Raw genomic sequence first — 13,815 nt, 5'->3', positions numbered from 1 at the left:
CTCTCCTTGTTTATTGTTGTTGATCTTTCTCCTGCACCGTACCGGCGGTCACCACCTGCACGCTCAAGCGCGGTGTTGCCAGGTCCAGCCCGGCTTCATCCAGATGACGCTTGAGTGACAGGTTGAACGCCCGCGACACTTCCCACTGCTTGATCGGCGCGGTCTTGAAGCGCGCCCGCAGGATCGCGCTGCCGGACTCAAAGCTTTCCACACCTTGAATCTCCAGCGGCGACCAGATGTTGCGGCGTTGCAGCGGGTCGTTGCGCATTTTCTGGCCGACATCACGCATCAGCTTGATGGCGTCGTCGATCTCCATGTTGAAGGGGATCGCCACCCGGAAGATCGCGTAGCCGAACTCCCGCGAGTAGTTCTTGATGCTCTTGATTTCGCTGAACGGGATGGTGTGCACGATGCCGTCGATGTCGCGCAGGCGCACGGTGCGGATGGTCAGGCCTTCGACAGTGCCGAGGTGGCCGCCGACATCCACGTAGTCATCAATCGCCAGGGAGTCTTCGATGATGATGAACAGGCCGGTGATCAAGTCCGCGACCAGCGACTGTGCGCCAAAACCGATGGCGATACCGATCACACCGGCACCGGCCAGCAGCGGCGTGACGTTCATGCCCATGTTCGCCAGGGCGACGATGGCGGCGATGATAAAAATGGTCACGAACAGCACGTTGCGGATCAGCGGCATCATGGTCTGCGCACGCGCATTGGCCAGGCCTTTGCGCGAGCGGGTGAGGGCATGGTGGATCGCGGTGTCGCTGAGGATCCAGATCAGCCAGGCAAACAGCAGCGTGCCGCCCAGGCCGAACAGCTTGACGCTGACTTCATGGCCGTCACCTTCGGTGAAGCGAATCATCGACAAGCCCCACACGCGCAGGCCCAGCTCGATGAATACCAGCCACACCACCAGATGGGCCAGGGTGTAGACGAAGCTTTTCAGGCGCTCGGAGTACAGCGCGTGGCGCTTGTGCCCACGTTGCGGCTTGAGCGCATGGCGGCGCACCAACCCGTTGATCACCATGCACAACACCAGCAATACCGTGCACAGCAGCGACTGGCGCAGCGCGGTGCTGGTGTCGCCGGCCGACAGGAAGGTGGCGAACAGCGAGATGCCCACCAGCAACAACGCCGGGATGTACCAGAAGGAGCCGATGATCGAGAGCGTGTCGGTGAGGGCACGGCGTGTAAGGCGGCGCGACAGCGGTTGGTTGCGGATCAGGTGCGCGATCGGGCGGCGGAAGCGCAGGATAAACACGCCGGTGGACAGCGCGGCCATCACATTGGCGACGGTCGCGGCGGTGTGGGCCAGATGCTGGCCAAGCGCCGCAACCAGCCTTGGGTCGCTCAAGGCTTCACCGAAGGCGGCAAAACTGCCGATCCACCACAGCGGACGGAAGGCCTGGTGGCGCAGGATATACAAGGCCCGGTGACGGTGTGGGCCGTCGAGAACCGAGAAGGCAATCACGCAGATTGCCGAGAAACAGGTGCCGATCACCAGCGCATAGGCCAGCACCATCGCCAGGGATTTGCCCAGGGACGAAGGCAGTGCATAGCTGAGGTAAACCGTGATGATCAACGCAATCAGCCACGGCCCCAGTTTACGCAGGGCGAAGCGCACCATGTCCCAGGTACGCGGGTGTTGCGGCAGTTCTTCGGGCAGGCCGAAACGTTCACGCACACGGTGGCTGAGCCAGATCAGCGCGGCGGCCAGCAGGCTCCACACTGCCAGGATCACGGCAAAACCAAAAATGATCGGCAGCCATTCGGTGGCCGGCAGCATCAGTGCCGTGAGTTCTTCCTGGGCCAGGTCGATCTCGTTGGACCAGCGCCCCAACGGGCTGTCGGCCCCGGAAAACTGGGCTTCAAGCTCGGCCAGGGTGCTGCCGATCAAGCCGAGCACGCCTTGTTCGGCAGCGGGCTGGGCTTTTTGCGTGGCTTCGCGCAGCTTCTTCAGGTCGCTCAGCAGTTGGGTGCGCTGCTGGTCGTTTTCCAGGGTCTTGATCACCTCGTCCAGCGACTGGCCCAGCGGCACATCGGCCTGAGGCTGGGTCTTGTTGGTGCTGCCCAGCAGGCCGGGCAGGCTCACGGCTTGCGCTGGCGCAAGGGGCAGCAGCGTGAGCAGGGCGATCAGAAAATAGCAGGGCAGGGCAAAGAGACGGGAAAGCACGAGGCGGTCAACCTTGAAAACGACGAATTGACCGAGTGTACGAGGCCGCTATGCCCAATGCGAGTGCATTTGTTATTCCGCCAGTTTGGCAAGGATCTTGTAAACCACAGTGCCGAGGATCAACAGCATACCGACCCACATACCAAACACACCCACCGGCTTGTCGCGAAAGTTGAAGCCGGTCGCGAGCAGGATCATGCCGATGATGATGGGAATGAGCATGGCGTGGAACGAAGACATGGAGATCATGGGGCGACGGCCTTGTCGGAGTGGGAATACTGACAAGTCTAGGCCGGATTGTGGGAAGTTGGAGTGATATGGGTCAGGTTTATGCAAAACCAACTGTGGGAGCGGGCTTGCTCGCGAATGCGGTGTGCCAGTTACAGATGAATTGACTGACACTCCGCTTTCGCGAGCAAGCCCGCTCCCACAGTTTTGACCGCATTCAGCCCCTGAGGTCAGGGCAAATCGCGGCTCGCATAAAACGCACCCAACACCTTCACCAGGTGCGCCAGATCATGGCTGCCACACAGCTCACGAATCGAGTGCATGGCAAACGTCGGCAAGCCGATATCCACGGTGCGCACGCCCAGGTGGCTGGCGGTGATCGGGCCGATGGTCGAGCCGCAGCCCATGTCGCTGCGCACTACAAAGCTCTGCACCGGCACTTCCTGGGCCATGCACAGGTGGCGGAAGAACCCGGCGGTTTCGCTGTTGGTGGCGTAGCGCTGGTTGCTGTTGACCTTGATCACCGGGCCGGCGTTGAGTTTGGGGCCGTGGTTGGCGTCGTGTTTCTCGGCGTAGTTAGGGTGCACGCCGTGGGCATTGTCTGCCGAGACCAACAGTGATTTCTGAATGGTGCGTACGAATTCCTCACCTTCCGGTAGAAGACGGCGCAGGGTCTGTTCCAGCATCGGGCCATCCGCGCCGCAGGCCGAACAGGAGCCGACTTCTTCGTGGTCGTTGCACACCAGCACGCAGGTTTCGTCGTTTTCGCTGGTGAGCAAGGCTTGCAGGCCGGCGTAGCACGACAGCAGGTTGTCCAGGCGCGCACCGGCGATGAAATCGCCATTGAGGCCGATCACCGCAGCGCTTTGCGTGTCGTAGAAACTCAGCTCGTAGTCGAGCACCACATCGGCGTTCAGGCCGTGTTCGCGGGCGAGTTGCTCAGTGAGCACGGCGCGGAAGTCCACCCGCTCGTCACCGGCAAACTGCGCAAGGATCGGCGGCAGCTCGGTCTGTGCATTGATCGCCCAGCCCTGGTTGGCTTCACGGTTCAGGTGAATAGCCAGGTTGGGGATGATGGCAATCGGCAACTTGAAGTCGATCAGTTGGCTCTCGACCTTGCCGTCGCGGCGGAAGGTCACGCGGCCGGCCAGCGACAGGTCGCGGTCGAACCACGGCGCCAGCAGCGCGCCGCCGTAGACTTCCACGCCCAACTGCCAGAAGCCCTGGCGTTGCAGCTCCGGCTGGGGCTTGACCCGCAGGCAGGGGCTGTCGGTGTGGGCGCCGACCATACGGATGCCGTCTTGCAGCGGCGCATGCTTACCGAGCTTGAAGGCGATGATCGAGGAATCGTTACGGGTGACGTAATAGCGCCCGTTGGCCTCGGTGGCCCAGGTTTCGCGCTCGTCGAGACGCTGGTAACCGGCCGCTTCCAGGCGCTGGGCGAGGGCGGCAGTGGCATGAAAAGGAGTAGGGGAGGCCTTGAGGAAGTCGATCAGGCCTTGATTCAACGCTTCGCGCATAAATAGCTCCAGACAGCAATGCGCGGAGTTTACCGTATTGGCTCCACATTTGAAGTGAAGCTACTCGCTTGAAAACCCTGCAAGGCCAATGTGGGAGCTGGCTTGCCTGCGATAGCGGTGTGTAAGCCAATATATTTGGCACAGACAGATCGCTATCGCAGGCAAGCCAGCTCCCACATTTGACTGTATTTTCAGCTTAAAAAGGTGCAGGGCACTCAAAGCGCAGCCGCTCGCCGCTTTGCGGGTGCGTAAAGCTCAACATGCTCGCATGCAGGCACAGGCGTGGCCAGGCGGCCAGGGCTTGTTCATGGGCGTACAAGCCATCACCGAGCAGCGGATGGCCGATCGACAGCATATGCACCCGCAACTGGTGCGAACGCCCGGTGATCGGCGTGAGTTCCACGCGGCACCAATCGCCACAACGCTCCAGCACTTTCCAGAAGGTCAGTGCGTTTTTGCCAAACTCATAGTCGACTACGTGGCGCGGCTTGGTCGGCGGGTCGTAGCGCAAAGGCAGGTCAATGCTGCCGCTGTCCAGCGCCGGCTGGCCCCAGGCCAAGGCGGTGTAGGCTTTTTCGGTTTCGCGGTCATGAAACTGCCGCGACAGTTCGCGGTGACTGTCGGCGTCCCGCGCGAGCAGGATGATCCCCGAGGTTTCCCAGTCCAGGCGATGCACGATGCGGGCTTCGGGGTAGCCGTTTTCCTGCAGGCGGGTGATCAGGCAGTCTTTGTTGTCATCGGCGCGGCCAGGCACCGAGAGCAACAGGGTCGGCTTGTTCACCACCAGGACGGCGGCGTCCTGATGCAGGATATGAATAGTGGACAGCGGCATTAAACAGCCTCGTAACAAACGCCAACGGCGGCTCGGCCACCCGGTTCCCAAACGGGATCAAGGTGATCGAGCCGCCGTGGCGGCCGCCTTTTCGATTAACGATCAGGCAGGGTGATATTGAGTTCCAGAATCGAGCAGCTGCCGTCGTTTTCCAGGGCGACATGCACGTCATCGTTGCCGATATTGACGTACTTGCGGATCACCTCGACCAGTTCCTTCTGCAAGGCTGGCAGGTAGTCCGGGGTACTGCGTTGGCCGCGTTCGTGCGCCACGATGATCTGTAGACGCTCTTTCGCTACCGACGCGGTACTTGGCTTTTTGTTGGCGCGAAAGAAGTCGAGAAATTTCATTATTTAGTTGCCTCCAAAGATACGCTCGAAGAATCCCTTCTTCTTAACATCGAGGAAGCGATGTTCCACGGTCTTGCCCAGCAAGCGATCAACTGCATCGCTGTACGCCTGGCCGGCGTCGCTCTGGTCATCAAGAATCACCGGAACACCTTGGTTGGAAGCCTTGAGGACCGCCTGGGATTCGGGGATCACGCCCAGCAGGGTCACTGCGAGGATTTCCTTCACGTCTTCAACGCCGAGCATTTCGCCGTTGCTGACGCGCTCAGGGTTGTAACGGGTGAGCAGCAAGTGCTCCTTGATCGGGTCTTCACCTTTTTCGGCACGCTGGGACTTGCTGGCCAACAGGCCGAGCATGCGGTCCGAGTCACGTACCGAGGAGACTTCCGGGTTGGTGACGACGATGGCTTCATCGGCGAAGTACATCGCCAGGTGAGCACCGGTTTCGATACCGGCCGGCGAGTCGCACACCACGTATTCGAAGGTTTCTTTAAGCTCGGCCAGGACTTTGCCTACGCCTTCTTTGGTCAGCGCGTCTTTGTCACGGGTCTGGCTGGCGGCCAGCACGTACAGGTTCTCAAGGCGCTTGTCCTTGATCAGGGCCTGTTGCAGGTTGGCTTCGCCGTTCACCACGTTGACGAAGTCGTACACCACGCGGCGTTCGCAGCCCATGATCAGGTCGAGGTTACGCAAACCGACGTCGAAGTCGACGATGACTGTTTTGTGGCCGCGCAGAGCGAGGCCGGTACCGATAGCGGCGCTGGTGGTGGTCTTACCCACACCACCCTTGCCGGATGTAACCACGAGAATCTTGGCCAAGGTGTTTCACCCCTAAGGAAAAAGGACTTTTCAGCCCCTGAAAAACATCTCTTGGAACTCGCTGCAGGCGGACAGCCTTTGTAGGAAAAAGATGTGATTTCCGCAGGGAAACGCCAACTTCCAATTATTCCTACACAAGTCTTGCCGGTTTCGCTTTGCTATCAGAGTCTAGAGATGCTTGGAAAATGCGGCAGTATCCGTTAAAGACGGATGATGTTCAACACATCGCCCGACAGGCTGACCTGCACCCCGGCCCCCCACAGCGGATCACGGCGCAAATCTTCTGAAACCTTGTACTGGCCTGCGATGGACACTAGCTCAGCGCTCAACTGCTGGCAAAAAATCCGCGCCTTGGTATCGCCCTTGATGCCGGCGAGGGCACGTCCGCGCATAGGGCCGTATACATGGATGTTGCCATCGGCCAGAAGTTCCGCCCCGGGGCTAACCGAGGAGATCACCACCAGATCGCCACCCTGGGCGTAAATCTGCTGCCCGCCGCGTACGGGGGAGGTGATGATCTTTGTAGGCTTGACCGCAGGTTCCGGCGGTTTTTCCGGTTTTTTCTTCACTTCACCTTCCAGCGGTTCGAGCGGGCGCTCGCGGGCACCGGAGGGTGGCAATACGGGCAGTTCAATTGCGATGGCCGCGGCAATGTCTTCGATACGGCTGGCGCGTATGGCCAGGGTGCGCAAGCCGTGGGAGCGGCAGACGCGCATCAAGCCGGGCAAATCAATCGCGCCTTGGCCGGCCGGGAGTTTGTCCAGGGCCAGTACCAGCGGGGCATTGTTGAAGAAGTTCGGCGCCAGGGCGACCTTGGCGGCGAGCTGGCGGTCCAGGGCGTCGAGGTCGTTGCGGGCCAGTTCCAGCACGGTGATGGCGAGCATGCTGCCTTTCAGCTGGAACACGGGATCTTGGTCTAGCGGTTCGGTTTGGCTCATGGTCGGCAAAAGCGGCTTGTCACGAAAAGTGTCGAGACTTATAACGATAACAACCACGGGCCGCAAGCCGAGTCGAACGTTGTAGAATGCGCGGCCCTTGTCTTTACCGGAATCTGTAATGGATCGCCCGCGTTTTCGAGCTGTATTTTTTCACCCGCGCTTTTGGCTGTTATGGCTGGGACTCGGCCTGCTGTGGCTGATTACCCAGTTGCCCTACCGTGCATTGCTGACCATTGGTCGATTACTTGGTGCCGGCATGTACCGTGTGGCTGCTGATCGCCGCCGCATCGCCGCGCGCAACCTCGAGCTGTGCTTCCCGGAAAAATCCGCCAAGGAGCGTAAACGGCTGCTCAAGGAAAACTTCGCGTCCACCGGCATCGCCTTCTTCGAGATGGCCATGAGCTGGTGGTGGCCCAAATCGCGCCTGGCACGCCTGGCCCATGTCGAAGGGCTTGAGCATTTGAAGCAGGCGCATCTGGATGGCAAGGGTGTGATCCTGATGGCGTTGCACTTCACCACCCTGGAAATTGGCGCGGCCCTGCTCGGGCAGAAGCACACCATTGATGGCATGTACCGCGAGCACGGCAACCCGCTGTTCGACTTCATCCAGCGCCGTGGCCGTGAGCGGCACAACCTCGATTCCCTGGCGGTAGAGCGCGACGACGTGCGCGGCATGCTCAAGCTGCTGCGTTCGGGCCGCGCCATCTGGTATGCGCCGGATCAAGACTACGGCGCCAAGCAAAGCATTTTTGTTCCGCTGTTCGGCATCCAGGCCGCTACCGTGACCGCCACCAGCAAGTTTGCGCGGCTGGGCAAGGCGCTGGTGATGCCCTTCACCCAGGAGCGCCTGGCCGATGGCAGCGGTTATCGCCTGGTGATCCACCCGCCGCTGACCGACTTCCCCGGTGAGAGCGACGAGGTTGACTGCCTGCGCATCAACCAGTGGGTCGAAGCCTCGGTGCGCGAATGCCCCGAGCAGTACCTGTGGACGCACCGGCGCTTCAAGAGCCGCCCGCCCGGCGAGGCTAAGCTGTACGAACCGCGCCGCCGGTAACCCGCACTTTTTCCGCTATGGAGTGACGCAATGCGCCCAGCTGAACCGGTCACAGGCTTGATTCTTTCCGGTGGCGGGGCGCGAGCGGCGTATCAGGTGGGCGTACTGGCGGCGATTGCCGAGTTGCTGCCGCCGGGGGCGCCGAATCCTTTTCCGGTGATTGTCGGCACCTCCGCCGGCGCGATCAATGCGGTGAGCCTGGCCAGTGGCGCCACGGATTTCACTGCGGCCATCCAACGCCTTACCGCCTTCTGGCAGGGCTTTCGCAGCCATCTGGTGCTGCGCAGCGATTGGCCGGGCGTGGTGCACCAGGCCAGCCGTTTCTTTATCCATAGCCTGTTGGGCCTGGGTGCCCAGGTGCCGGTGGCGTTGCTCAACAGTGCGCCGTTGCGCGACTTGCTCAACGACAAACTGCACCTGCACGGCATTGATGAGGCGATCCGCAACAAGCATCTGCATGCAGTCGCGGTCACGGCCTTTGGTTATGAGTCCGGGCAAGCGGTGACCTTCTATCAGGGCGGCGGTAAGATCGATGCCTGGCTGCGCCATCGGCGCATCGGTGTGCCGACCCAACTGACGGTTGAGCACTTGCTGGCCAGCTCCGCGATCCCCTTGCTGTTTGCGCCGGTCAAACTCGACCAGGAATATTTTGGTGACGGTGCCGTGCGCCAATCCGCGCCCATCAGCCCGGCCTTGCACCTGGGTGCCAGCCGGGTGCTGGTGGTGGGCGTGAGCGGCAACCCGCGTGGCAATGAACCTTCGGTGCAACGTACTTACACTGGCCAGGAGCCGACCTTGGCGCAGATTGGTGGGCATATGCTTAACAGCACGTTTATTGACAGCCTGGAAAGCGATATTGAGCTGTTGGAGCGTCTGAACCAATTCAGCCATGTTGCGCCGGGGCTGGCGCCGGTAGAGGTGCTGGTGATTGCGCCCAGCCAGCCGATCGATGAAATCGCGGCGCGGCATCGGCAGGAATTGCCGGCGGCGTTGCGTCTGTTCTTGCGCGGTCCGGGGGCGACCAAGACCAGTGGGGCGGGGGTGTTGAGTTACTTGTTGTTCGAGGCGGGGTATTGCAGCGAGTTGATTGAGCTGGGGCGCAAGGACGCACTTGCCAAGCGCGAGGAATTGTCCAAATTCCTTGGGCTGACAGTGAACTAAATGTGGGAGCTGGCTTGCCTGCGATAGCGGTATTCCTGTGCCAACTATGTTGGCTGACAGATCGCTATCGCAGGCAAGCCAGCTCCCACAGGGGATTGGTGTTGCTCAATCAGAAGTGATACTTGACCAGGAAGCTCGCCGTGTCCTGGTTAGTCTTGAACGCGCCGGAATCTTCGATCCCGTACTTGTTCTTCCAGTAGTCATATTCGAAGCCGACATACAGCTGCTTCTCGCCCCAATGCAGCGCCTTGCCCAAGTCGTACTTGACCTGTGGGTTGAAGTGCAGGTTGGCGTGGTAAGTGCCACGGGCGTTCCTGTCGTTGTCCACCACCCAGTCCATGAAGCCGTCGATCAGCACGTTGGAGTTGCCCACGGGAATGGTGTACGACCACACCGGCGTGATCTGCCACACGCCATCGCCCGGGCGGTTGCCTTCGGTCTGGCGCTGGTAGAAGTTCAACTGGAAGTAGTCGAAGCCAGGGATGTTCAGGTCAAAGCCCGGGCCCAGCAGGTACGACTCGTTATCGCCTTCGCCGAACTCGTAAGTGAAGGCCAGCAGCACATCTTTGATCGGGCCGAACGAGAGGTCTTTGTCGAAGATCTTGCCGAACGACAACCGTGGGCTGAACTCGCCGTAGTAGGTGCTTGGGCCGACGTTGCCGTCTTCCTTGCCGTTGTAAAAGATGCGGTCGACGAACAGGAAGTTGTCGCCGTACTTCCACGCATCGGCGTGCTCGAAGGTGACGGTTTGCTGGATCTGCGGGTTAACGGTGAAGTTCTTGCCCCACAGGTACGTCAGGCTGTTGTTCTGCCACTGCAACAAATCGCCTGCCACGGCTTGGCCGCCGGCCAGCAGGGATCCTGCCAGCATCAGGCCTTTGAACATAGGTTTCATTCGGTTGCTCCCGAGTCAAAGTTTTATGGTTGTTTTTCTACGCAGGCGCTCTGGTGTGGCGCCTTTTGGTTCGCTGCAAAAATCGTCTGTTTGGTCAGCTTTAATGCTTTTAGCAAGAGCTGCGCCAAGGTGTTTAAAAAGCCAATAAAAGGCCTTCGGCTGCACTTGATGCAGTCGAATCCGGAGGTTTTTTTCTGCACGTTGGCCGCAGACATTGGGCCAGGATAAGTTGGCCCTGCAGTCAGCTTTTACATTCGCTGTTTTTTTTTGAGTCGATTCGAGCGGGCGCGGAGAATACTGGCTCCCAGGCCTTGGCTCAAGTGCGCTGTTAGAGAGCGCAGGGGGCGAGAATGGGGCGCGGCTTGTGGCCGGCCCCAGGTGAATAGGGTGCATGTGGGTATTTCCTGTTGGTTATTATTTTTGTTGTTGTTTGCTAACAGGCCAAATCAATGCGTGTGGGCGACCGCGGGGCGTTCCGAACCGCCGAGGATGTTGAACAGGATGTTCAGCGACAAGGCGCTGAGGGTGGCCATGGCGATTCCACTGTGGGTAATCGGACTCATCCACAGGGGCAATTGCGCGAAGAATTCCGGGCGCACCACCGGGATCAGGCCCATGCCGATGCTGACTGCCACCAGCAACTGGTTGCGGCGGTCGGCAATGTCGGCCTCCTGCAGGATCTTGATGCCCGTCGCCGCGACCATGCCGAACATGGCAATGGCGGCGCCGCCCAATACTGCCGGTGGAATCGATGCCACCAAAAAGGCGGCTTTGGGCAGCAGGCTCAGCACAATCAGGAACGCCCCGGCCATGATCGTCACCGAGCGGCAACGCACGCCGGTCATCTGCACCAGGCCGATATTCTGGGCGAATGAGGAGTGAGTAAACGTATTGAAGAAACCGGCGAAAAATGAGGCGCCAGCGTCACACAACAGGCCACGGCGCAGCATCCTTGGCGTGACCTCCTGGCCGGTGATTTTGCCCAGCGCAAGAAACATCCCGGTGGACTCGACGAAGATGATCACCACCACCAGGCACATCGACAGGATCGGTGCCAACTCGAACTTGGGCATGCCGAAATGCAGTGGCGTCACCACTTGCACCCACGGTGCCTGGGACAGGCCGCCGAGGTCGACCATGCCGAGCAGGCCGCACAAGCCATAGCCGAGCGCCATGCCGATCAGCACCGAGATATTTACCCAGAAGCCGCGCATGAAACGGTTGATCAGTAAGATGGTGGCCAGTACCAGCGCGGCAATCGCCAGGTAAACCGGCGAGCCGAAGGTGGCGGCGGCACTGCCGCCACCGGCCCAGTTCACGGCCACGGGGAACAGCGACAGGCCGATGGCAGTGATCACGGTGCCGGTCACCAAGGGCGGGAAAAACCGCACGACCTTGGACATGAACGGCGCGATCAGCATGCCGAAAAAACCGGCAGCGATGGTCGCGCCGAAGATGCCCTGCAGGCCGATGCCAGGCATGCCGGCCATGGCCACCATGCTGCCGACGGCGGCGAAACTGGCGCCCATCATCACCGGCATGCGAATGCCCACCGGGCCGATGCCGAATGACTGCACCATGGTGGCAATGCCAGCCACGAGCAGATCGGCGTTGATCAGAAAGGCGATTTCTTCACGGCTCAAGCCTGCGGCCTGGCCAATGATCAGGGGGACGGCGACGGCGCCGCCGTACATCAGCAAGACGTGTTGCAGGCCTACCAGAATCAGTTGCAAGAGGGGCAGCCGCACCATGGCGGGTGCGGCGGGAATCTGCGGTTCGACTAACTCGGTCATGCAACACCTCGGATCTTTTTTATTTTTGTGTTGTTTGGAACGCACTCTGTAAATCACCACAAATCCCTGTGGGAGCTGGCTTGCCTGCGATGGCGGTGGCTCAGCAACTCATCTGGTGGCTGATGCACCGCTATCGCAGGCAAGCCAGCTCCCACATTTTGGATTTGTGTTACTCAGGCTGTCAGTTAGTGCGCGCCCCCTGGTTGATCCAGGTGCCAATCAAATCCCGTTCCTGCTGGGTCATCTGGGTGATGTTGCCCAGCGGCATGATCTGGCTGGCCACGGCCTGCGCTTGAATACGCGCCGCCTGCTGCTGAATCTGCGCCGGGGTATCGAACATCACGCCTGCCGGTGCGGTGCTGAACAGCGGGCTGGTGGGCTTGGCCGAATGGCACACGGCGCAGCGTTCCTGGATCACGCCATGCACCTTGTCGAAATCAATCGTCGCCTGGGCCGGTGCCGCAGCAGGTTCTGCAGCGGGTGCGGCTGGCGCAGCAGGTTTCAAGCCACCGCCCAATGCGGTTTCCGGCAATGGCTGGTACTCGATGGCCGCGGGTGCCTTGGCCACGTCAGGCGCAGTCGAAACAGGTTTAGGACCGGTCACATACGCCAGGCAAATCATCGCCAATGCGCCCACCGGCAACGTCCACGCATACTTCTGGCTGTTATGCCGTGTGTTGAAGTAGTGACGCACCAACACCGCTGCCACCGCGATACCCGCCAGGATCAGCCAGTTGTATTGGCTGCCGTAGGTGCTCGGGAAGTGGTTGCTGATCATGATGAACAGCACCGGCAAGGTGAAGTAGTTGTTGTGACGCGAACGCAGCAGACCCTTGGCCGGCAGCGCCGGGTCAGGTGTGCGGTTCTCGGCGATGGCCGCTACCAGCGCGCGCTGGGCGGGCATGATGATGCGGAATACGTTACCGACCATGATGGTGCCGATCACCGCACCTACGTGCAGGTAAGCACCGCGACCGCTGAAGACCTTGCTGAAGCCGTAAGCGGCCGCAATCAACAGTACAAACAGGATAAAGCCGAGCAGGGCAGGGCGTTTGCCCAGCGCCGAATCGCACAGAAAGGAATAGATGAACCAGCCGACGAACAGTGAGCCAATGCCCAGCAGTACGCCTTCGGGGCCACTGAGGCTGCTGCCCGGGGCCAGCAGGTACAAGGTCGGGTTGGCGTAGAACACTACGCACAGCAGCGCGATGCCCGACATCCAGGTGAAATAGGCTTCCCATTTGAACCAATGCAGGTTGTCCGGCATGGTCGGCGGGGCCAGTTTGTATTTTTCCAGGTGGTAGATACCGCCACCGTGAATCGCCCATAAGTCACCGGCCAGGCCGTCTTTGGGATTGACGCGATTAAGGTTGTTTTCCAGCCAGACAAAATAGAAGGAAGCGCCGATCCACGCGACGCCAGTGATCATGTGAACCCAGCGCACGCTAAGGTTCAGCCATTCCATCAAATGTGCTTCCACAGTCTTTACCTCTCGCCTGTCACCCTTGTTGTCGGGTGATCAGACCTTCTCTTATTGGTGGGGGGCGAGGATCAACCGCTCATCCTCTTTGAAAAAATGCTCATCGCAGTTATTGCCTGTGCCACTGCGATCAACCACCAGGAAGTCATCCCGCTTTTCGATCGTCAGCACCGGGTGGTGCCAGACGCCGCGATGGTAATTAATGCCCTGCCTGCCGTTGGTGACGAAGGCGCGGACCAAGCCCGATACAGGTTCATCGCCAAGTGGCGCGACCACGATCAGAAAGGGGTTGCCGAGCAGCGGGATGAAGGCCTGGCTGCCCAGCGGGTGTCTTTCCAGCATACACACGGTCAGCGGCATGTCCTGCGCATCGGCGCGGAAGATGCTGATGATTGCGTTGTCTTCAGGCTGGGCGGTTTCTACCGTGGCCAGCTTGTGAAAGCGCATGGTCGACCCGTTATTGATCATGAAGTGATCGCTGCCATCGGTTTCGATAACGTCTCCGAAAGGGGCGAAGGCTTCTTTGGTCAGGGGTTCGATCACTAGTGTGCGCATGGCTGTCTTCTTATCCG

14 protein-coding genes are annotated in these 13,815 nt (G+C 60.2%); 2 read left to right on the top strand and 12 right to left on the bottom strand.

Annotated features, from left to right (window positions below; all coding sequences use genetic code 11):
- Positions 1-10: 10 nt before the first annotated feature.
- The 7 genes from HBO41_RS00770 to minC all read right to left on the bottom strand — a co-directional run bounded on the left by HBO41_RS00770 (position 11) and on the right by minC (position 6,860).
- Positions 11-2,176: a mechanosensitive ion channel family protein gene (locus tag HBO41_RS00770; protein WP_017137859.1), complete on the bottom strand. Its 2,166-nt coding sequence runs from the start codon at positions 2,174-2,176 to the stop codon at positions 11-13.
- Between the two features lie 72 nt (positions 2,177-2,248).
- Complete coding sequence (locus HBO41_RS00765) at positions 2,249-2,425, bottom strand: hypothetical protein (protein WP_017137858.1); 177 nt, start codon at positions 2,423-2,425, stop codon at positions 2,249-2,251.
- Between the two features lie 209 nt (positions 2,426-2,634).
- Positions 2,635-3,924, bottom strand: a complete 1,290-nt coding sequence (locus HBO41_RS00760) for a M18 family aminopeptidase (protein ID WP_138451017.1) — start codon at positions 3,922-3,924, stop codon at positions 2,635-2,637.
- A 196-nt stretch (positions 3,925-4,120) separates the two neighbouring features.
- On the bottom strand, positions 4,121-4,756 hold the full coding sequence (locus HBO41_RS00755; RefSeq protein ID WP_017137856.1) for a pseudouridine synthase: 636 nt from the start codon (positions 4,754-4,756) through the stop codon (positions 4,121-4,123).
- Between the two features lie 95 nt (positions 4,757-4,851).
- On the bottom strand, positions 4,852-5,106 hold the full coding sequence (gene minE / locus HBO41_RS00750) for a cell division topological specificity factor MinE (protein ID WP_003175252.1): 255 nt from the start codon (positions 5,104-5,106) through the stop codon (positions 4,852-4,854).
- A gap of 3 nt (positions 5,107-5,109) precedes the next feature.
- The gene (gene minD / locus HBO41_RS00745) at positions 5,110-5,922 is read right to left on the bottom strand and encodes a septum site-determining protein MinD (RefSeq protein ID WP_003209098.1); all 813 of its coding nucleotides are present in this window, start codon (positions 5,920-5,922) and stop codon (positions 5,110-5,112) included.
- Between the two features lie 200 nt (positions 5,923-6,122).
- Positions 6,123-6,860 carry a septum site-determining protein MinC gene (gene minC / locus HBO41_RS00740; RefSeq protein WP_017137855.1) on the bottom strand — a complete coding sequence of 246 codons (738 nt, stop codon included), beginning with the start codon at positions 6,858-6,860 and terminating at the stop codon, positions 6,123-6,125.
- 118 nt (positions 6,861-6,978) lie between these two features.
- Here minC and HBO41_RS00735 point away from each other — a divergent pair, with 118 nt between their 5' ends.
- Both HBO41_RS00735 and HBO41_RS00730 read left to right on the top strand, forming a co-directional pair.
- A complete protein-coding gene (locus tag HBO41_RS00735; RefSeq protein WP_017137854.1) occupies positions 6,979-7,914 on the top strand; it encodes a lipid A biosynthesis lauroyl acyltransferase in 936 nt (311 codons plus the stop codon).
- A gap of 30 nt (positions 7,915-7,944) precedes the next feature.
- A complete protein-coding gene (locus tag HBO41_RS00730) occupies positions 7,945-9,075 on the top strand; it encodes a patatin-like phospholipase family protein (protein WP_017137853.1) in 1,131 nt (376 codons plus the stop codon).
- A 109-nt stretch (positions 9,076-9,184) separates the two neighbouring features.
- Here the strand turns inward: HBO41_RS00730 and HBO41_RS00725 are convergent, their stop codons facing one another.
- From HBO41_RS00725 to HBO41_RS00705, 5 genes are all read right to left on the bottom strand, one after another.
- Entirely contained in the window at positions 9,185-9,970 is a 786-nt protein-coding gene (locus HBO41_RS00725) for an outer membrane protein OmpK (RefSeq protein WP_017137852.1), read from the bottom strand.
- Positions 9,971-9,985: 15 nt separating this feature from the next.
- On the bottom strand, positions 9,986-10,363 hold the full coding sequence (locus tag HBO41_RS00720) for a hypothetical protein (RefSeq protein WP_157786505.1): 378 nt from the start codon (positions 10,361-10,363) through the stop codon (positions 9,986-9,988).
- 53 nt (positions 10,364-10,416) lie between these two features.
- Positions 10,417-11,763 (bottom strand): nucleobase:cation symporter-2 family protein, encoded by a 1,347-nt coding sequence (locus HBO41_RS00715; RefSeq protein WP_099548910.1) that lies wholly within the window; start codon positions 11,761-11,763, stop codon positions 10,417-10,419.
- A gap of 181 nt (positions 11,764-11,944) precedes the next feature.
- Positions 11,945-13,243 (bottom strand): urate hydroxylase PuuD, encoded by a 1,299-nt coding sequence (locus HBO41_RS00710; RefSeq protein ID WP_017137850.1) that lies wholly within the window; start codon positions 13,241-13,243, stop codon positions 11,945-11,947.
- 51 nt (positions 13,244-13,294) lie between these two features.
- Positions 13,295-13,798: an ureidoglycolate lyase gene (locus HBO41_RS00705; protein WP_056861103.1), complete on the bottom strand. Its 504-nt coding sequence runs from the start codon at positions 13,796-13,798 to the stop codon at positions 13,295-13,297.
- Between the last annotated feature and the right edge of the window lie 17 nt (positions 13,799-13,815).

The sequence above is a fragment of the Pseudomonas sp. WS 5146 genome, assembly GCF_012985495.1.
GTDB lineage: Bacteria > Pseudomonadota > Gammaproteobacteria > Pseudomonadales > Pseudomonadaceae > Aquipseudomonas > Aquipseudomonas edaphica.
The sequence above is the reverse complement of the archived record's forward strand: the minus strand, read 5'-3'. Positions and strand labels throughout refer to the sequence as shown.